Annotated in this window: 18 protein-coding genes; 15 read left to right on the top strand and 3 right to left on the bottom strand. The window is 65.6% G+C overall.

Annotation, left to right across the window (positions count from 1 at the left end):
* The first annotated feature begins 33 nt into the window (after positions 1-33).
* The 15 genes from LQR33_RS14585 to LQR33_RS14515 all read left to right on the top strand — a co-directional run bounded on the left by LQR33_RS14585 (position 34) and on the right by LQR33_RS14515 (position 16,279).
* Positions 34-1,458 (top strand): phage tail sheath subtilisin-like domain-containing protein, encoded by a 1,425-nt coding sequence (locus tag LQR33_RS14585; RefSeq protein ID WP_231469536.1) that lies wholly within the window; start codon positions 34-36, stop codon positions 1,456-1,458.
* 124 nt (positions 1,459-1,582) lie between these two features.
* On the top strand, positions 1,583-1,957 hold the full coding sequence (locus LQR33_RS14580; RefSeq protein WP_046158002.1) for a hypothetical protein: 375 nt from the start codon (positions 1,583-1,585) through the stop codon (positions 1,955-1,957).
* Positions 1,958-1,989: 32 nt separating this feature from the next.
* Positions 1,990-4,266, top strand: a complete 2,277-nt coding sequence (locus LQR33_RS14575) for an NlpC/P60 family protein (protein ID WP_231469534.1) — start codon at positions 1,990-1,992, stop codon at positions 4,264-4,266.
* Positions 4,266-5,570 (top strand): DNA circularization protein, encoded by a 1,305-nt coding sequence (locus LQR33_RS14570; protein WP_231469532.1) that lies wholly within the window; start codon positions 4,266-4,268, stop codon positions 5,568-5,570. Before LQR33_RS14575 ends, LQR33_RS14570 begins: the two co-directional genes overlap by 1 nt.
* Positions 5,554-6,600, top strand: coding sequence for a phage baseplate assembly protein (locus tag LQR33_RS14565; RefSeq protein ID WP_231469530.1), 1,047 nt, complete (start codon positions 5,554-5,556; stop codon positions 6,598-6,600). The genes LQR33_RS14570 and LQR33_RS14565 overlap by 17 nt, the downstream gene beginning before the upstream one ends.
* Before the next feature lie 10 nt (positions 6,601-6,610).
* Positions 6,611-7,240: a phage baseplate assembly protein V gene (locus tag LQR33_RS14560; RefSeq protein WP_221667730.1), complete on the top strand. Its 630-nt coding sequence runs from the start codon at positions 6,611-6,613 to the stop codon at positions 7,238-7,240.
* Between the two features lie 80 nt (positions 7,241-7,320).
* Complete coding sequence (locus LQR33_RS14555) at positions 7,321-7,671, top strand: phage GP46 family protein (protein ID WP_043618594.1); 351 nt, start codon at positions 7,321-7,323, stop codon at positions 7,669-7,671.
* The gene (locus tag LQR33_RS14550; RefSeq protein WP_166441536.1) at positions 7,671-8,759 is read left to right on the top strand and encodes a baseplate J/gp47 family protein; all 1,089 of its coding nucleotides are present in this window, start codon (positions 7,671-7,673) and stop codon (positions 8,757-8,759) included. Before LQR33_RS14555 ends, LQR33_RS14550 begins: the two co-directional genes overlap by 1 nt.
* Entirely contained in the window at positions 8,756-9,334 is a 579-nt protein-coding gene (locus LQR33_RS14545) for a YmfQ family protein (RefSeq protein WP_166441535.1), read from the top strand. The genes LQR33_RS14550 and LQR33_RS14545 overlap by 4 nt, the downstream gene beginning before the upstream one ends.
* Before the next feature lie 105 nt (positions 9,335-9,439).
* Complete coding sequence (locus LQR33_RS14540) at positions 9,440-11,206, top strand: tail fiber protein (protein WP_231469528.1); 1,767 nt, start codon at positions 9,440-9,442, stop codon at positions 11,204-11,206.
* Between the two features lie 10 nt (positions 11,207-11,216).
* On the top strand, positions 11,217-11,792 hold the full coding sequence (locus LQR33_RS14535; protein WP_166441534.1) for a tail fiber assembly protein: 576 nt from the start codon (positions 11,217-11,219) through the stop codon (positions 11,790-11,792).
* A gap of 183 nt (positions 11,793-11,975) precedes the next feature.
* Positions 11,976-13,493 carry a glycine-rich domain-containing protein gene (locus tag LQR33_RS14530; RefSeq protein ID WP_166441533.1) on the top strand — a complete coding sequence of 506 codons (1,518 nt, stop codon included), beginning with the start codon at positions 11,976-11,978 and terminating at the stop codon, positions 13,491-13,493.
* A gap of 8 nt (positions 13,494-13,501) precedes the next feature.
* Entirely contained in the window at positions 13,502-13,906 is a 405-nt protein-coding gene (locus LQR33_RS14525) for a hypothetical protein (RefSeq protein ID WP_221665314.1), read from the top strand.
* Between the two features lie 289 nt (positions 13,907-14,195).
* On the top strand, positions 14,196-15,701 hold the full coding sequence (locus LQR33_RS14520; RefSeq protein WP_221665315.1) for a glycine-rich domain-containing protein: 1,506 nt from the start codon (positions 14,196-14,198) through the stop codon (positions 15,699-15,701).
* Positions 15,702-15,712: 11 nt separating this feature from the next.
* Complete coding sequence (locus tag LQR33_RS14515; RefSeq protein ID WP_231177574.1) at positions 15,713-16,279, top strand: hypothetical protein; 567 nt, start codon at positions 15,713-15,715, stop codon at positions 16,277-16,279.
* A gap of 220 nt (positions 16,280-16,499) precedes the next feature.
* Here LQR33_RS14515 and LQR33_RS14510 read toward each other — a convergent pair whose 3' ends face one another.
* The 3 genes from LQR33_RS14510 to LQR33_RS14500 are packed head-to-tail and all read right to left on the bottom strand — an operon-like array spanning position 16,500 to position 18,467.
* Positions 16,500-17,387 carry a DMT family transporter gene (locus LQR33_RS14510; RefSeq protein ID WP_231177572.1) on the bottom strand — a complete coding sequence of 296 codons (888 nt, stop codon included), beginning with the start codon at positions 17,385-17,387 and terminating at the stop codon, positions 16,500-16,502.
* Positions 17,388-17,389: 2 nt separating this feature from the next.
* A complete protein-coding gene (locus LQR33_RS24330) occupies positions 17,390-18,031 on the bottom strand; it encodes an alanyl-tRNA editing protein (RefSeq protein ID WP_166441528.1) in 642 nt (213 codons plus the stop codon).
* Positions 18,021-18,467: a GNAT family N-acetyltransferase gene (locus LQR33_RS14500; RefSeq protein WP_166441527.1), complete on the bottom strand. Its 447-nt coding sequence runs from the start codon at positions 18,465-18,467 to the stop codon at positions 18,021-18,023. Before LQR33_RS14500 ends, LQR33_RS24330 begins: the two co-directional genes overlap by 11 nt.
* Positions 18,468-18,469 lie beyond the last annotated feature (2 nt).

Here is an 18,469-nt window from a genome sequence, read left to right as displayed (position 1 = left end):
CTTCCCCAACCGCCACACCAGGAGCCTTTCCTTATGGCTAGCGCCAACATCAGCTTCGACCAGATTCCGGCCTCCATCCGCAAGCCGGGCAAATACTTCGAGTTCAACACCAAACTGGCGGTGCGCACGCTGCCGGGCAATCCGCAGCGCGTGCTGGTGATCGGCCAACGCCTGGCCGACACCGCCGCGCAGCCGGCGCTGGCTGCGCTGGACGTGTTCAGCGATGAGCAGGCCGCCCAGGCCTTCGGCCGCGGCTCCAACGCCCACCTGATGGCCCGCGCCGCCATCAACGCCAACCCCTATCTGCAGCTGACCGTGATCGGTGTCGACGATGCCGCCGCCGGCACCGCCGCCACCGGCTCCTTCACCTTCAGCGGTCCGGCCGCCGCCGCCGGCGTGCTGAGCCTGTTCATCGGCGCGGTCCGCGTCGACGTAGCCGTCGCCGCGACCGACGATCCGACCAAGATCGCCGCCAATGCGCAAGCCGCCATCGCCAAGCTGACCGACCTGCCGGTCACCGCATCCGCCGCCAAGGAAGTGCTGACCCTCGCCGCCCGCCACAAGGGCAGCATCGGCAACGGCATCGCGCTGAAGGCGCAGGAGCAGATCGCCGGCCTCGGCGTCGTGATCGCTCCGATGAAGGGCGGCGCCGGCGATCCGGACCTCGCTCCGGTCTTGTCCGCAGTGGTGAGCGGCGGCCACCAGATCATCGCCAGCCCGTTCACCGGCGACGCCGCGCTGACCGCGCTGCGCAACCACCTGGACTTCGTGTCCGGCCCGCTGGAACAACGCGGCGCCATCGGCGTGATCGCCACCACCGGCGCGCTGGCCGACGCCTCCGCCTTGTCCGCCAAGCTGGACAGCGGCCGCATCACCGCCGCCTGGTATCGCGGCTCGGCCAAGCTGTCGGCCGACATCGCCGCCGCCTACGCCGCCGTGATCGCCAGCGAGGAAGATCCGGCCCGTCCGCTGAACACTCTGGAGTTGAAGGGTCTGGACGTGGTGGACTTGGCTTCCCGCACCAGCCGCACCGAGCAGGAAAACGCGCTGTACAACGGCGTGACCCCGCTGGAAGTGGCCGCCGGCGACCGCGTGCAGATCGTGCGCGCCATCAGCACCTACACCAAGGACGCGCAAGGCGTGGACGACGTGTCGCTGCTGGACATCACCACCATCCGCACCCTGGATTACGTGCGCAAGGCTTGCCGCGAGCGCATCGCGCTGCGCTTCCCGCGCGAGAAGCTGTCCGACCGCACGCCGTCCAAGGTGCGCTCCGAGTTGCTGGACGTGCTGTACAAGCTGGAAGAGCTGGAAATCATCGAGCAGGTTGAAGCCAACAAGGCCGGCCTGATCGTCGAGCGCGACCTGCAGGACGTCAACCGCCTGGACGCCAAGATCCCGGTGGACGTGGTCAACGGCCTGCACGTGTTCGCCGGCCGCATCGACCTGCTGCTGTAAGCGCGCGCGGCGAGGCGGCTGATCCCGCAGCGCTCGGCCGCCTCGCCTCTCCCCCTTCCTTCAACACCCCAGCCGGCCGGGCCGCCGCCCGGCCGCACCATCCCGAATCGAAAAGGAAAGTCTCATGGCTTTGAAAGAATACGCAGGCTCCATCGTCCTGGAAGTGAATGGCCAGGAAATCGACGTCATCGACCTCAATGTCAGCAGCCGCACCGGCCGCAAGGTGGTGAAGACGATGAACTCCAGCGGCCGCGCCAAGGGCTTCGCTCGCGGCATCTCCGAATACGACCTGGCGGTCACCGTCTCCATCCCGCTGACCGGCGACCTGGACTGGGAAGCGATCGAAGGCGCCAAACTGACCGAATTCCCGCTGGCGCCGGGCGGCAAACGCACCAGCTACCTGGACTGCTTCACGCTGGAAGTCGGCGAGAAATACGGTGTGGAAAGCGAAGCCCGCCGCGATATCAAGCTGATGTCGCTGCGCAAAGTCGTGGAATAACTCTGCCAGGTCGTTAATCAGTGCTGCCTGTCATGAAAGCAGGCAGCACTTTCAACAGGTACTCAGCGATGACTCTGAAGACACACAGAACACGAAACGGCAAAGCCAATGCGGGATTCGACCTCATCCAGCACGCGTTGGATTTCCAAGGAAAAGGGAAGATAGTTGGCCTAACTGACGCCGAAACACGTGCATACGCTTCAGCTGTCATGCAGAAGGAAAGCGGAGGCAATATAGGCAGCGACAATAGGCAAGGCTATTACGGCCAATATCAATTCGGCGCGGAAGCGCTTGTGGAAACGGGACTGGTAGATCGAGCGAAATATAATTCGGCAGTCGAAGCCGCCAAAAAACAGTATGGTAAAAGCTGGAAGGACCACTGGTACGCAAAAAACACCGGCCTTCACGCTCAATTTCTGGAGAATGAATCCAACTGGAAAGTGGCCGGCGGGTTGAAAAGCTTCTTGGGCAATAAAGCACTGCAAGATGAAAAATTTCTTGAATATACCAACAAGCAAATCAATCAGGGCATCAAGCTAAAGGCCATCAATGCGGATGCACCTGCGGAAAGAATCGCCGCCTTTGCCGGCGCAGCGCACTTAAAAGGCGTTGGCGGAGCTAGCGCGCTCTTCAAGAAAAACCAAGAAACGCGCGACGGCAACGGCACCTCGACTGCCGAGTACGCACAGCGCGCCAAAAACGCGATCAACAGCCTGGCCCCAATGGTTGAAAAAACCATGCAAGGAGGCCAAGCGCCATCCCAGTCACCCAAGATAACGCACCTCTCAGAGCCGCCGCGCCCCACGCCTCCTGCGGCCAACCCGCTCCCAGTCCAAGCTACGCCAGCGCCCCATGCGCAGGCAGCCTCCGGCAAAGTATCGGGAGGGCAGGCCCTCCTGGACCAGCGCAGCCGCTTCAACGGCTACAAATACCTGTACGGCGGCAATGGCCAGAAAGACGCCAAGGACGTCAACCGCATCGACTGCTCCCACTTGGTCAACCAGGCGCTCACCGGCGCGGGCTACGCCATTCCGTACCAAACCACGGCGGGCATGGCCAACTCCAAATATTACGAGGAGGTCGACGCCAAAGACGTCAAACCCGGCGACATCGCGCTGTGGCAGGGAAACAAGAACCACACCGGCATCGTCGAGGCCTATGACGCCAAAACCGGCAAAGGCAGCTTCTTCGGCGCCCAGTCCAAGAAAGGCGCGTCCAGCGCCCAAATGGGCAAAGGCGCATGGTGGGGCCAGCCGCAGAAATTCCTGCGTCCCAAGGCTGAATACCGGCAATCGCCGCCGGCAGCCGCGGCCAAGCCGGCGCAAGCGAAACCGGCCGAGTCCAAACCCGTCGCCGCCAAGCCTGCCGCGCAACCATCCGCGGCGCAGCACGCGGCCCAAGCCGCCCCTTCCAGCCAGCCAGCAGCCGGAAACAGCGTGCAGAAACTGCTGAAGACCGAAGGCACCACCCGCGTCTACCAAATGGCTGACGGCACGGTGCAAACCCGTACCGGCGGCACGGTCGCCTGGCGCAACAACAATCCAGGCAACTTGAAGTTTGGCTACGCCGGCAGCCACGACAAAACCGACCACAGCAAGCGCAGCAAGGCCCGCGCGTTGTCCGACGCGCAAAAACGCTATCAGGGCGTGGTCGATCTGGACCAATGGGGCAACGCCATCTTCGCCGACGAGGCGACCGGGCGCGCGGCCAAAGCCCAGCTGCTGACCAAGCAACACGGCGACAAAACCATCGAGCAGATGCTGCCGAAATACGCGGTGTCCGACTACTCGGGCAAGGCCAATCACGCCAAGTACGCCGAGGGCATCTACCAGTTGGCCGCCAACCGAGGTTTGGATCTGCACGGCAAGAAAATCAAGGACCTGACGCACCCGGAGTTCGAGGCGCTGATGGACGGCATGAAAAAGGTGGAAGGCTTTAAAGCCGGCAAGGTGGACGTCAGCGGTACGGCCCATCCTGCCGCTCAAGCTCAGGCCGCGCCGCCCGCCGCCCCCGCAGCAAAAGCGCCGGCCCCCGCCGCGGCCAAGCCGCTTCCCAAACCCGCGGCCTCCGCCAATCAACCCAAGGCCCAGCCCAAGCCGGCCACGCCGCCCAAGAAACCCGCCGCAGCCAGCCAAGCGCCCGCTGCGGCAGGCAACGCCGCCGAGGCGCAGCTGTCCGCATTGATCGCGCAACTCAGCGCCGCGCTGGCGCAACTGACCCAACCGCTGCGCGTGGTGGTCGACGTGCAAAACGGCAACATCGTCGCCGCCGTCAACGCCGCCAACAGCCAACAACAAAGGAGGAATTGATGTTCAGCCTCAATGTGTTCGCCGGCCTGTCCGCCGGCCCCCTGGTGGACGCCAGCTTCCGCGGCGTGCGCTTCGACTGCCTGAAGAGCGTGGACAGCGCGCAGCGCGACCAGGCGATGCACGAATACCCGTACAAGGACGGGGCCGACGTGGAGGACCTGGGCCGCAAGGCGCGCAAGGTGTCGCTGTCGGCGATGTTCTGGGGCAAGGACTACCAGCACCGGCTGCGCCAGTTCGTCGCCGCGCTGGACGCCGCCGGCCCGGGCGAGCTGGTCCACCCGGTGTTCGGCAGCATGCCGCAGGCCCAGGTGGTGGATTACCAGATCAGCCACGACGCCGACGCCACCGACTCCTGCACCGTGGAGGTCAACTGGGTGGAGGCCACGCCGGGCAACCCCTTCTTCGCCGCCAAGAAGACGCTGCCGCAGGTGGAAGCCATCTCTTCCCAGGTGGACAAGCTGCGCCAGATGGCCGGCGAGGCCTTTTCCAAGGCCCAGGGCCTGGTGGCCACCGCCAAGGGCGCGCTGGCCCGCGTCGCCGCGCTGCGCCAGCAACTGACCGCCACCGTCCGCCAGCTGGCCGCGATGGCCAACCAGGCGGTGGCCCAGGTGACCGACCTGCTCGCCTATCCGCAGGCCTTCGTCGCCCAGGCCAAGCAGCTGGTGGACGCGGCGGCCAACTGGCGCTTCGATCTGCAGGTGGACCTCGGCCCGCTGCCGGCGCTGAAAACCGCCGCCGAGATGTCGTCGGCCACGCTGGCCGACTGGAAGGCGCTGCGCCGCCGGCTGGAGGGCCTGCCGGACGCGGTGCGCCAGGGCATCTCGCCGATCTCCACCAGCGCCTCGCTGTCGGTGTGGAGCGACGACCAGCGCCGCATCGACGCGCTGCTGCAGCTCAACGTATCCACCAAGCTCGCCTCCGCCGCCGGCGGCATCTTCGCCAGCGAATCGCAGAAACCGACGCTGACGCCTCCCGCGCTGGAACAGATCGCCGGCGACGTGCGCGCCTCGCTGCAAACCACGATAGATCAGTGGCGCGCCGCGCTGCCGGCCGAGGACGCCTACAAGGTGGTGGACGGCCTGCGCGAACTGAGCCTGCAGGTGCAGCAAGGCGCCGCCGCGCTGATCGCCGCCAAACCACCGCTGCTGAAGCGCAAGGTGGAATCCGCCTGCAATCTGCGCCAGCTGGCCCACCTGTGGTACGGCGACAGCGAGCGCGCCGCCGAGCTGCTGCGGCTGAATCCGCAGCTGTCCCAACCCAACCATCTGACTCCGGGGACCCTGGTCTATGGCTACGCCAGCTAATCACACCGTCAGCCTGCAGATAGGCGGCCGCCAGCACGGCGACTGGACCCACTATTCGGTCGATTCCGACCTGGTCGTCGCCGCCGACGCCTGGCAGGTGTCGCTGGGCCTGCCCGGCGGGGTCTTCCCGCCCGATGTGGAGCCCGGCGCGATGGTCAAGGTGCTGGTCGGCGGCGAAACGGTGCTGATGGGCCGCATCGACGACATCAGCCACAGCGTCGCCTCCGGCAGCCACCAGCTGGCGCTGTCCGGCCGCGACCTGGCCGGCATGCTGCTCGATTGCAGCGCGCCGCTGTTCACCGGCAAGGGCATGACGCTGCAGGACGTGCTGGACAACGTGGTGAAGCCGCTGGGCATCGCCAACATCCGCGTCGACGCCAAGGCCAAGGGCCAGATCGAGAAGATCAATGTCGATCCCGGCAACAGCGCCTGGGACGTACTCACCCGCGCCGCCCAGGCCAACGGCCTGACCGCCTGGTTCGACCCGGACGGCACGCTGGTGGTGGGCGGCCCGGACTACAGCCGGCCGGCCAGCGCGCGGCTGATCCTGCGCCGCGACGGCAAGGGCAACAACGTGCTCAGCCTGGCCGAAACCCGCTCCCACACGCAGCGCTATTCCGAGCTGACGCTGCTGGGCCAGGGCCACGGCCAGTCGCTGACGCCCGGCCGCCACGCGATGAAGCACCACGTCTTCGATTCCGACGTCTGCTACCACAAGCCGCGCATCCAGGTGGAGCCGGACGCCGCCAGCCCGGCCGAGCTGGCCGCCCGCGCCGACAAGATGCTGGCCGACGCCCGCCTGGCCGGCTACACGCTGACCGCCACCGTGGCCGGCCACCGCGACAGCCAGGGCGCGCTGTGGACGCCGGGCCAGCGCATCGAGGTGGAAAGCGAGCCGCACGGCATCAACGGCACCTATTTCCTGATGGCGCGCACCTTCGAGGGCGGCCGCGGCCAGGGCAGCGTCACCCGGCTGACGCTGAAGGAAGACAAATGCTGGATTCCGGTGATGCGTGCCGGCAAGCAATGAGGAGACCAATATGTGGCATGAAGTAGACCAACGCATCCGCCGCGCCTTCAGCAATGTGCGCCAGGGCTTCCGCGCGGTGCTCACCCATGTGGACAGCGACGGCGGCGTGCAGGCCGCGCAGGCCGACGCGCTGGCCGGCGAGCGGCTGCAGGACGCCGAGCTGTTCCAGCATTACGGCTACACCTCCAACCCGCCGCCGGGCAGCATGGCGATGGTGCTGCCGCTGGGCGGCCGCACCAGCCACAGCGTGGTGATCGCCACCGAGCACGGCAGCTACCGGCTGCAATCGCTGCAACCCGGCGAGGTGGCGCTGTACAGCGACGAAGGCAGCAAGATCGTGCTCAAACGCGGCAGGATCATCGCCGTGGAGTGCGACACCTTCCAGCTCGACTGCAAGACCTGGCAGGTCAACGCCAGCGAACAGGCCAGCTTCGCCACGCCCAAGCTGAACACCAGCGCGCAGTTCATCGCCCAGGGCCAGATCAGCGGCAACGGCGGCCTGGCCATCCAGGGCGGAGGCGGCGCCAAGGTCACCGGCAGCGTCAGCGCCAGCGGCGACGTGAAGGCCGGCGGCATCAGCCTGCAAGGCCACATCCACAACGGCGACTCCGGCGGCGTCACCAGCCCGCCCAAAGGCTGAGCCGACGTCAGGCCGCGCCTCGCGCGGCCACTGACCCCCGTCCCCTGATCCTCCAACCGCCAAACCCGGAAAATAACGCCATGGACCCACTATTGGACCCCATCACCGGCGACTACGCCGGCGGCTCCACCGACACCCTCGCCAACGCCGTCTACCTCCGTCTGATGACCCCGCTGGGCGGCTGGTGGGCCGACCCCACGCTGGGCTCGCGCCTGCATGAGCTGTCCCGCAGCAAGGACAGCAACCGCATCGACCTGTTGGCCTGCCAATACGCCGAGCAGGCGCTGCAGCCGCTGCTGCAGGACGGCCGCGCCAGCCGCGTCCAGGTGTCGTCGCAGCGGCAAGGCCCCGGCCGGCTGCTCCTGAACATCGAAGTCGCCGAAACCGGCGGCCACATCCGCCATTTCCAACACCAAGTGAGGATAGCCTGATGCCCCTGTCCACTCCCGATTTCGCCAGCATCCGCGACACGCTGCTGCGCGACCTGCAAAACCTGCGCGCCGATGCCGACATCGCGCCGGACAGCGATTACTTCGTCCGCGCCAGTTCGGTCGCCAGCGCGGTGGAGGGCCTGTACCAGCACCAGAGCTGGATCGCCCGCCAGATCTTCCCCGACACCGCCGACAGCGAATACCTGGAACAACACGCCCGCCTGCGCGGCATCGTGCGCAAACCGCCTACCGCCGCCAGCGGCACGCTGCGCATCAGCGGCAATGCCGGCGCCGTCGTCACCGGCAGCCTGCAACTGCGGGTGGGTGAGCAACTGTACGCCACCCCGGCCACCAACCCGGACGGCAGCCCATACTCGGTCCGGCTGGACGACAACCAACAGGCGGAGCTGCCTATCTTCGCCAGCCAGGCAGGCGCCGCCGCCAACCAGCCGGACAATCTGCCGGTGGAACTGATGCAGGCGCCGTCCGGCGTCAAACCCAAGGCGCTGCTGCTCAGCATGCGCAACGGCGTGGACGTGGAAGATGACGCGGCCTTGCTGGACCGGCTGCTGGAGCTGATCCGCCGCCCGCCGGCCGGCGGCAACAAGCACGACTACCGCCGCTGGGCGATGGAAGTGAAAGGCGTCTCCGCCGCCTACGTCTACCCGCTGCGCCGCGGCCTGGGCACCGTCGACGTAGTGATCACCGCCAACGGCGACCTGCCGTCGCAGGAAATCCTCGCCAATGTCCAAGCTCATATCGAAGACCTGCGCCCAGTCACCGCCAAGAGCTGCCTAGTGCTGGCGCCGACGCCGCGCCCGGTGGACATCGACGTGGAACTCAACCTGGGCGGCGCGAACCTGGACGCATTCACGCCGCTGTTGCAGCAGACGCTGCAGGCCTACTTCGCCGGCCTCGCCCCGGGCGAACGGCTGGTCAAGAGCCGGATCGAAGCGCTGATCTCCGACCTGCCCGGCGTGCAGGACCGCAAGCTCAACTCACCGGCCAGCAACGTCGATCCCGTCTCTGATCCCACCAAAGTGGAATGGCTGCGGCTGGGCAAACTGTCTGTGGGGCTGCTGAAATGACGCCGCAGCCGCCCTATCAAGACCTGCTGACCCGGCTGCTGCCGCCAGTCAGCTACAACCAGAACGGGCCGCGGCTGCAAGCCGAACTGGCTAGCGAAGGCGCGGCGCTGGACCGCGCGCAGAACTCCGCCCGCCAGCTGGCCGGTGCCGTCACACCCTTTCAGGCGGAGGCGATGCTGCCAGAATGGGAGCGGGTATGCGGCCTGACGCCGCCATCCGACGCCACCTACCAGCAACGCCGGCAGGCGGTGTTGGCCAAGCTGGCCGAAACCGGCGGCCTGTCCATCCCCTACTTCACCCGGCTGGCCGCCGGCATGGGCTATAAGATCCAGATCGACGAGCCGCAACCATTCCGAGCCGGCGTCAACCGCGCCGGCCAGCAGTTGTGGAGCGCCGACATTCCCTGGGTATGGCAGGTGACCGTGTTCGGCAGCAAGGTACGCCCCTACCAGTTCCGCGCCGGCCAGTCGCTGGCGGGCGAGCGCTTGTGCGCCTTCGGCGACCCCAGGCTGGAAGAGCTGTTCAACGACCTCAAACCAGCCCACACCTTCGTCTATTTCGCCTACCAGCCGTAAACGCCGGCCAGCGCGCGCCTCCCGCGCCTTCCCTCCCGCTTTTCCCCTCCCCTCGACGCCGATTCCCATCGGCGCCTCCGTCCCATCCTTTTCCAGGAGCGCCTCATGCAAGACCCGATCAAGCCCGTTCCCACGCCGGACCAGAAGTTCCACGACGGCAACCCCTCCACCGGCGAGCTGGGCACCATCGTCTCCGCCAGTTGGCTGAACACCGTGCAATCCGCCATCCAGACCACTCAGCAGGAAGTGCTGTCAGTGATCAACAGCAACAACGGCCAACTCGCCGATCCGGCGCGCCAGGACCAGCTGCTGCAGTCGATCAAGCAGCTGGCCTGGGGCGGCAACGCCAAGCCGACTACCCTGGCGGGCTACGGCATCGCCGATGGGCTGACCCTGCGGCCGCAACTGGGCGACAAGGTCGACTTGAACAACATCGCCGACGATGGCCTGTATCACAATCCCGCCAACGCTTACGCCGCCAACGGCGCCAATTACCCGGTGCCGTACGCCGGCCTGCTGTTCGTCTTTGCCGATGGCGAGATGGTTTACCAGCAATACCAGAGCTTCAACAACGCCGGTTGCTGGTACCGCTGCCGCTATCGCGGCAACTGGAGCCAATGGCAAAAGCTGGCCGACGCCGCCACCACGCTGGCCGGCTACGGCATCACCGACGGCGCGACCAAGGCCGAGCTGAAGGCGGCGGTGGACAGCCTGGTCAGCGGTGCGCCGGGCGCGCTGAACACACTGCAGGAACTGGCGGCGGCGCTGGGCAACGACAACAACTTCGCCTCCACCATCACCAACCAGCTCGCCGGCAAGGCCGACAAGTCCAGCTCGCTGGCCGGCTACGGCATCAACACGCTGGCGCTCTCCACCGCGCAAACGTCGCAGATCTTCAAAACCACGCCCAACGTCTACGACAACAATCTCTACACCAACGGCACGCTGGAACTGCGCTCCACCGGCACCGACTTCCCGGCCCTGGGCCTGCACCGTCCCGGCAACAGCGCGGTGGCGCTGGTTCACAAGAACTACGGCGACGATACGCTGATGCTGAAGGAAGCCGCCGGCGGCGAATATCGTGTCTGGCACAGCGGCAATGATGGCTCCATCATCAGGAAACGCCGCTATCGCATCAGCTCAGACGACAAGACTTCCCTCGACAACGATGTGGTCGCCGGCGAGATGGGCTTCAATTACGCAACCTCCAGCGGCGTTTACGGCCCTTATCTCGCCTTTGGCGGCTTGAACGGCAATATCGACCATTCTTGCCAGCTGACAGCCGATTACGGCAGTGGCACCACCATGCGTTTCCGCACCCGAAACGATGATGCCAAACGCTGGAACCCATGGCATACGCTGATCCACGAAGGCCATCTGACTGGCCAAGTCGCTTTCTTCGCGATGACCACCCCGCCCGATGGTTGGCTCCCAGCCAATGGCGCAGCGGTCAGCCGCAGTACGTTCGCCTCTCTATTCGCAGCCATCGGCACCACCTACGGCGCCGGCGATGGCACCACCACCTTCAACCTCCCTGACCTGCGCGGAGAGTTTGTGCGCGGCTGGGATGCCAACGTGGATCAGGGCCGGGTATTTGGCTCCAAGCAGAAAGGATCGCTGGTCATTCATAACGACGACCAAGACACCTACGCGGGCGGCATCATCAACAATATGACCAATAAAGCCGTGCGCGATGTCGCGGGCTATGACTTTGTGCCAGAAGTGAAGGATTACACCAGCGGGCTGGTTATCAATAACCTGACCCTGCTCAACCAGCAAACCATCAGCCAAGTCTTCGCTGGCAATCCTCAAAACTGGATGTACATGACCCGCCCCCGCAACATCGCCCTGCTCCCCTGCATCAAGTACTAAGGAAACCGCCATGCAAGACAACAAAACCGTCTACGACTACCACCCGCAAACAGGGGAGTATCAAGGTCCCATCGCAGCTACGCCCTCCCCGCTGGAGCCCGGCATCTGGCTGCTGCCCGCCCACAGCACCGAGTTGCAGCCACCGGTCGCCGCCGAGCGCCAGACTGCGGTCTTCCGCGACGGCGGCTGGACCGTGACGCCGGACTGGCGCGCCGTCAAACTGTGGAGCGTCGACACCGCGCTGCCGGTCCAGGCCCGCTTGGGCGACACGCCCGAGAGCCTGCGCGCCACGCTGCTGCAGCCCTGCGACTTCCCGGTCTGGGACGGCAAGAGCTGGGCCATCAACAAAACCGCCCAGTCCGCCGCGCTGGCGCAGAAGACCAGCGCCGAACTGAAACAGCGCCTGGCCGACGCCTACGCCGCCCGCCGGCCGCTGGAAGACGCCGAGTCCATCGGCATCGCCACCGCCGACGAGCTGCAAAAGCTGGCCGCCTGGAAACGCTACTGCGTGGACCTGTCGCGCCTGCCGGACCTGGCGATGTGGCCGCGGCTGGTGGACGCCGACTGGCCCAAGCAGCCCGCCTGAAAACCTAATTCGCGACACCTGGAAACGGCAGCCCCGCGCTGCCGTTTTTCGCGCTTGCCGCACTGACATCCGTCCACTGAGCCCCCACCTTCGCTTCCCGCACAATCACCGTCATTCCGAATCAGCGACATCTGTCATCGGCCCCGGCGGCCGATTTCTCTTTACCAGCGGGAGGCGCTCCACATGCAAAACCAGCTTAAACCCATCAACAGCTCGGACGGCCAGTTCCAGGATGGCAACCCTTATACCGGCGCGCTCGGCACCGTGGTCACTTCCGAGTGGCTGAACGGCGTGCAATCGGCGGTTCAATCCACACAGCGCGAATTGCTGAAGCTATTGCAAGACAGCAAGCAGGACCCCGACTCCAATCGCGACGACCAATTGCTGCAAGCGGTGCGCAACATCGCCTGGGGCGGCAACAGCAAGCCCGCCACATTGGCCGGCTACGGCATCGCCATCGCAAGCCAGGCCGAGGCGGAAGCCGGCACGGACAACGTCAAAGCGATGACGCCGCTGCGGGTCGAGCAGGCGCTGAACGCCGTTGGCTTGTCCGGCTACGCCAAGAACATCGCCAGCGGCTCGCTGCAAACCATGCGTCCCAACGGCCTCTATCACGTCGACAGCAGCTTGGTAAACGGTACTCCGGACAAAAGCAACGGCATGCTGTTGACCAACTTCCTCAGCGACAAATGGGGCAGCCAGGTCTACTGGATGTGGGGCGGCGCCACTTATGAACAGCGGCTGGAAAACGGCAACTGGCAACCTTGGGTCAAGCTGCTGAAAACCGGGCAGCAAAGCACCCTTGCCGATTACGGCATCACCGACGGCGCCAGCAAAACCGATCTGCAAACCGCGGTCAACAATCTGGTGGCTGGCGCGCCCGGCGCGCTGAACACCTTGCAGGAACTGGCAGCGGCGCTGGGCAACGACCAGAACTTCGCCGCCACCATCACCAACCAGTTGGCTGGCAAGGCAGGCAAGGCCACCACGCTGGCCGGCTACGGCATCGCCGATGCCGCCGCCAAGAACGGCGACGCAAGCCAGGCATTCAATGTCGCGCCCGCCACTCAGGGCCAACATGCGGTTCAGATGAGCCAACTGTTCGGCGGCCTCAGGGGCATGCAGCAGTTCACCGCCAGCAGCGCATTCACGGTGCCGCCCAGCGTAACGCGGTTATACGTGACGCTGGTCGGCGGCGGCGGCGGCGGCGCGGGGGCAATCTCTGGCGCGCCCTATACCCCCGGCGGCGGCGGGGCTGGGGGCGTTCTTTTCAAAGCGCCCCTCGCCGTCACCCCGGGACAGACCATCCCGCTGACGATAGGCGCCGGCGGCGCTGGCGGCATCGGCTCCGGCAACGGCGGTACCTATGCCAGCAGCACAGGCGGGGCCGGTGGCACCACCACCTTCGGCAACCTGAGCATTGCCGGCGGCGGCGGCGGCGCTTGCCAACCCTCCCATTCGAACGGAGGCGGCCCCGGCAGCGCATCGCTGGCCGGCTATGGAGGCCCCGGCAGCGACTTGCCAAGCACGCGGCCAGACGGCGGCGCGGGAGGCTCCAATATCTTCAGCGCCCCCTCATTTGCCGGCCATGGACCGCAACCCAGCGTTTTATATGGCGGCGGCGGCGGCGGCGGCCGAGCCGCAGGTTATAACCAGAATGGCCAAATTGGCGCACCCGGCTTAGTCATCGTTGAATGGTAGGAGGAATCATGAACAACGCGCAGCGCTATATGCTGATCGACCAGAACAGCAACGTGGTAAACGTGGTGATGTGGGACGGGAGCGATGGCTGGCAGCCCTCCAGTGGACTTCAAGCCATCGCATCGGATAACGCCGGCCCAGGCTGGACATACGCCAACGGCGTATTCACCCCTCCCGCGCCGCCTGCATCAATCGTACCGGCAGCAGAGCACGCTTGGGCGCTATACCAACTTCAGGCACAGTCGGCCCTTGCCGACTCGGACAAGACCATTCTTCGTTGCTATGAGGCCGGCGTGGCGGTTCCATCCACATGGGCAAACTATCGCAAAGCGCTGCGCAGCATCATCGGCGCAAGCGCCGGCGATGCATCCAAACCGCTTCCCACTCGGCCGGAGTATCCCGCTGGAACCTAGGTCAGCCCGACAAGCCATTGCCTAGCCCTTCACATGGGCTAGGCGGATGCGGCCCGGCGTCTTGACGGCATCAAACAACGACATACTCGTTAGCGTTTGATGCCGGAAAACCGCCGGGCTCCATTGCCTCTCCCCTGCCATACCACAGGCCTTCCCTGACGGAGCCCACTGAAATCCGTCCACTGATTCGATCATGCGAGCTCCCGCACAATCACCGTCATTCTCAAACAGCGACATCCGTCATCGGCCCTGCGGCCGATTTTTCTTTACCCAGCGGGAGGCGTTTTCCATGCAAGACCTCAAACCCATCAATAGCCCGGACAGCCTGTTCCACGACGGCAATCCCGCCACCGGCGAGCTCGGCACCATCGTGGCGGCCGACTGGCTGAACGGCGTGCAATCGGCCGCGCAGGAACTGCTGACCGTGATCAAGAACAGCGGCCAGACCTTGGATTCCAGACGCCAGGATCAGCTGCTGCAAGCCATTCAGAGCATCGCCTGGGGCGGCAACAGCAAACCCACCACGCTGACTGGATACGGCATCGCCGTCGCCAGCCAGGCCGAAGCGGAAGCGGGCACCGACAACGTCAAGGCGATGACGCCGCTGCGCGTCGAGCAGGCGCTGAATGCCGCCGGCCTGTCCGGCTACGCCAAGAACATTGCCAGCGGCTCGCTGCAAACCGTGCGTCCCAACGGCCTCTATCACGTCGATGCTTTCGGTCAAGTCAGCGGCGCGCCGGAAAAAAACAACGGCATGCTGCTGACAAACTTCCTCAGCGACAAATGGGGCAGCCAGGTCTACTGGATGTGGGGCGGCGCCACTTACGAACAGCGGCTGCAAGACGGCAATTGGCAGCCCTGGATCAAGCTGCTGAAAACCGGACAGCAAAGCACGCTGGCCGATTACGGCATTACCGACGGTGCCAGCAAGACCGACCTGCAAAAAGCGGTCAACGATCTGGTGGCCGGCGCGCCCGGCGCGCTGAACACCTTGCAAGAACTGGCGGCGGCGCTGGGCAATGACCAGAACTTCGCCGCCACCATCACCAATCAGTTGGCCGGCAAGGCAAGCAAAGCCACTACCCTGGCGGGTTATGGCATTGGCGATGCGCAGACCAAAACACAAAGCGACGCCCGCTATTTCCAACGCATCGCCCGCTTCACCAGCAATGGCCAGTTCACCGTGCCCGACGGCGTGACCCGCATCTATGTCTCCGGTTGCGGCGGCGGCGGCGGCGGCGGTGGCAGCGGCGCGAGCAGCGCCAGCGTCATGGCGGCAGGCGGCGGCGGCGGCGCCGGCAACAATGTCATGCGCCAGGACTACCCGGTCAGGCCAGGACAAGTCCTTAACATCGTCATCGGCGGCGCCGGCAGCGGAGGTCTGGGCGGCCCGAAGAACGGCGCGACAGGCTCCGCAGGCATCAGCGGCACCAACGGCGGCACCACCGCCATCGCCGAAATCGGTTTGAATCTGCCTGGCGGCACTGGCGGCGGCGCCGGCAATACCAACGGAACATGGGGGAATGGCGCCAGCCCAGGTAATGGAGGCCCCGGCATGGCACCGGGCACCACGGGCTGGAGCGGACCGACTACCAATATGTGCTATCCCGGCGGGCTGGGCGGCAATTCGCCGTTCGGCGGCGGCGGCGGCACCGGCTGGTGGTACTGGGCAGGCGGCGTGTCCCAAAACGGCTCCGGCTTCGGCTCAGGCGGCGGCGGCGGCTTCGCAGGCAGTGACGGCGGTGGCATCGCCGGTGCAAACGGCGCCCCTGGTGTAATTTTCATCGAATGGTAAGGAGTCAATCAATGAGCAAATTCGCCTACTTCAACCCTCAAGACGGCCTGGTGCTGCAATGGATAGACACCGAGTCCCACGCCTGCCACCTTCCCGATGCCTCGCTGCTTCATGCCTGCACCGACACCGAGTGGCAAATGCGCGATCAAGGCGAAATGATGGTACGCGATGGCGCCGTTCAACCCTACATCGCCCCCCAACCCGCAGCAGAGCAATTGCGTGCCAAGCAGCAAGCCGTCATCCGCGCCGCATGCGATCAAGAACTGGCAGCGCTGCGCCAGGCCTATCCGGAACGCGAGGTCGACAGTTGGCCGCAACAGGAACGGGAAGCCCGCGACATCGCCCTCAATTCGGCTGCGCCAACTCCTCTGCTGTCGGCAATCGCCCAAGCTCGGAGCTTGCCTGTGGAAGAATTGGTCCGCCGAGTTCGAGCCAAGGCGGACGCTTATGCCGCCGCGGCAGGCAAGATCATCGGCCGCAAGCAAGCTTTGACAGATGAATTGGATGCCTTAGATCTGTCCGCACCGGATGCCGCGTCCCGAATTTTCGCCATCCGCTGGGACATGAAACCGGAGTAGCCTGCCCCAAATCAGACTTACCTTGCGTAAAACCGCGCTGCCGCGCGGTTTTACCATGTATCCCGCAGCCATGTCAGCGCTGCATCCATCCACTAAAGATCATTCTAATGAACCCCTTCCCCGCAACCTTGCCTTGCTCGCCTGCATCAAATACTGATGTGACCATCCGCAACGTTCCACGTGAAACCGCGCCTCTGGCGCGGTTTTCACATGAAGCGGTTCAACGCACCACCACCAGCGCGGTGCCGGCGCAGCTCACCGCCGCGCCTATCCAGGCCAAGGGCGGCGGCGGACGCTTCAAAACCACCCATAGCATGGGCAGAATCAGCACCGGGCTCAGCGCCGACAGAATGCCCACCGTCGAAACATTCGCATGCTGCAAGGCCAGCATGATCAGCGTCATGCCCAGGCCCAGCGCCACCAAGCCGTTCAACGCGGTCTGGCCCAGCATCCGCAGCGTGTACGGGCCGCGGCTTTTCGCCAGTTTCCAGCCGCTGAGCCACAACAGATAGTGGGCGCCGCAGCTGACGCCCATGCGCAGCGCCGACGCGGTCACCGGCTCCAGCCCGGCCGCCATCGCCGGCTTGGCGAAGAACGTCCCCAGCGCCTGGCACAGCGCGGCGGCGAGGCCCAGCGCGACGCCGGCGGCCAGCTTGTCGTTGCGCTCCCAGGCGTGGGCGTCCACCTCGCGCCGGCCGAAGGCCACCGCCAGTAGCACGCCGCCGAACACCAGCAGGCTGCCCAGCATCGCGCCCGCGCTCAAGCGCTCCGCCAGGAACAGCACGCCCAACAACACCGAAAACACCGAATGGGTGGCGAACAACAAACCGGTGCGGCGCGGCCCCAGCCGGTTCATCGACGCGAACATCACCGTATCGCCCAGGAAAATGCCGGCCAGCCCCGACAACAGCGCCGGCCACAGGCTGGCCGCGCTGATGGTATGCCAGCCGCCGGACAGCAGGCTGACGCCGCCCAGCACGATGGTCAGCAAGGTCAGCCGCAAGCGGGTGAAGGCGAAGGGGCCGAAATGACGGGAAGGCGCGGCGCCGAGCAGTCCGCCCAGCGCCCAGCAGCCGGCGGCGCCGACCGCGGCAAGGTCATACAGCATCATTAGTCCAGTAAATAGATTTCCACCCGTTCCTTGCCCTTGCCGATGTTGCGGCGCTTGAGGGCGATCCGCCCCACCTCGCCGCTGCGCTTGAGGTGGGTGCCGCCGCAGGGCACGCGGGCGAAACCGGGCAGTTCCCAGTAGCGCCGCCCGGCGGCTTGGTCGGAAAAGGCGCTGACGATGAGCAGATCGTCGTCAATCAGCCGCTGCGCGGCGGCGGCGATGTCGGCCAGCAAAGGCGTGATCGGCTGATCCAGCGCGAAATCTATCCGCGCCTTGTCCTCGGCAATGTGGGCTCCGATCTTCTCCGCGTCTTCCATCTGCTGGCAGATCACTTCCAGCACCAGTTCGGCGGCGAAATGCAGCCGCATTAGCCGGTAGCGGCGCGGCCAGTCTATCTCCACCGCCACCGCGTCGCCGGCACGCAAGCCGTGATCCGCGTCCAGCGTGTAGACGATGTCCATCCCTTGTTTTTCCGCCAGCCGCACCAGATGGCCGGCGATGCGGCCGCTGTCGCTTTCCTGACCGCCGGAGAAGGCGTAGAAGATGGTTTCCTCCAGCCACACCCGCTCGCCGTCCACCCGGCTGACGCGGGTGGCGAGCTCGGTTTGATAGGGATCGGCCCAGAATCGCTTACGCGTCACCGCTAGCCGCCTTTCGCAGATACACGTCCTGATCCAGCCTCTCCATCATCCGCTCCGGCCGGTTCAGCGCGGTGAAGCCGTATTGCGCGTACAGACCATGCGCGTCGGCGGTGGCCAGCATCATCCGGCGCAGACTGGCCAGGTCCGGATGCGCCATCGCCGCCGCCACCAGCCGCTTGCCGATGCCCTGCCCCTGCCAGCCGTCCAGCACGAACACGTCTGCCAAATAGGCGAAAGTGGCGCGGTCGGTGACGGCGCGGGCGAAGCCGATCAGCTGGCCGTCGTCGGCATAGGCGCCGAAGCACAGAGAGTGCGCCAGCGAGCGCTCGAACACCTCGCGCGGCAAGCCGCGCGCCCAATACGATTCGCCCGACAGATATTGGTAAATCCGCTCCCGATCCAGCCGCGCCGGATCGCAGTCTATCTCCACCGCCATCG

The sequence above is a fragment of the Chromobacterium piscinae genome, from assembly GCF_021129175.1.
In the GTDB taxonomy this organism is placed as follows: Bacteria; Pseudomonadota; Gammaproteobacteria; order Burkholderiales; family Chromobacteriaceae; genus Chromobacterium; species Chromobacterium piscinae.
This window is presented reverse-complemented; position numbering and strand designations above follow the sequence as displayed.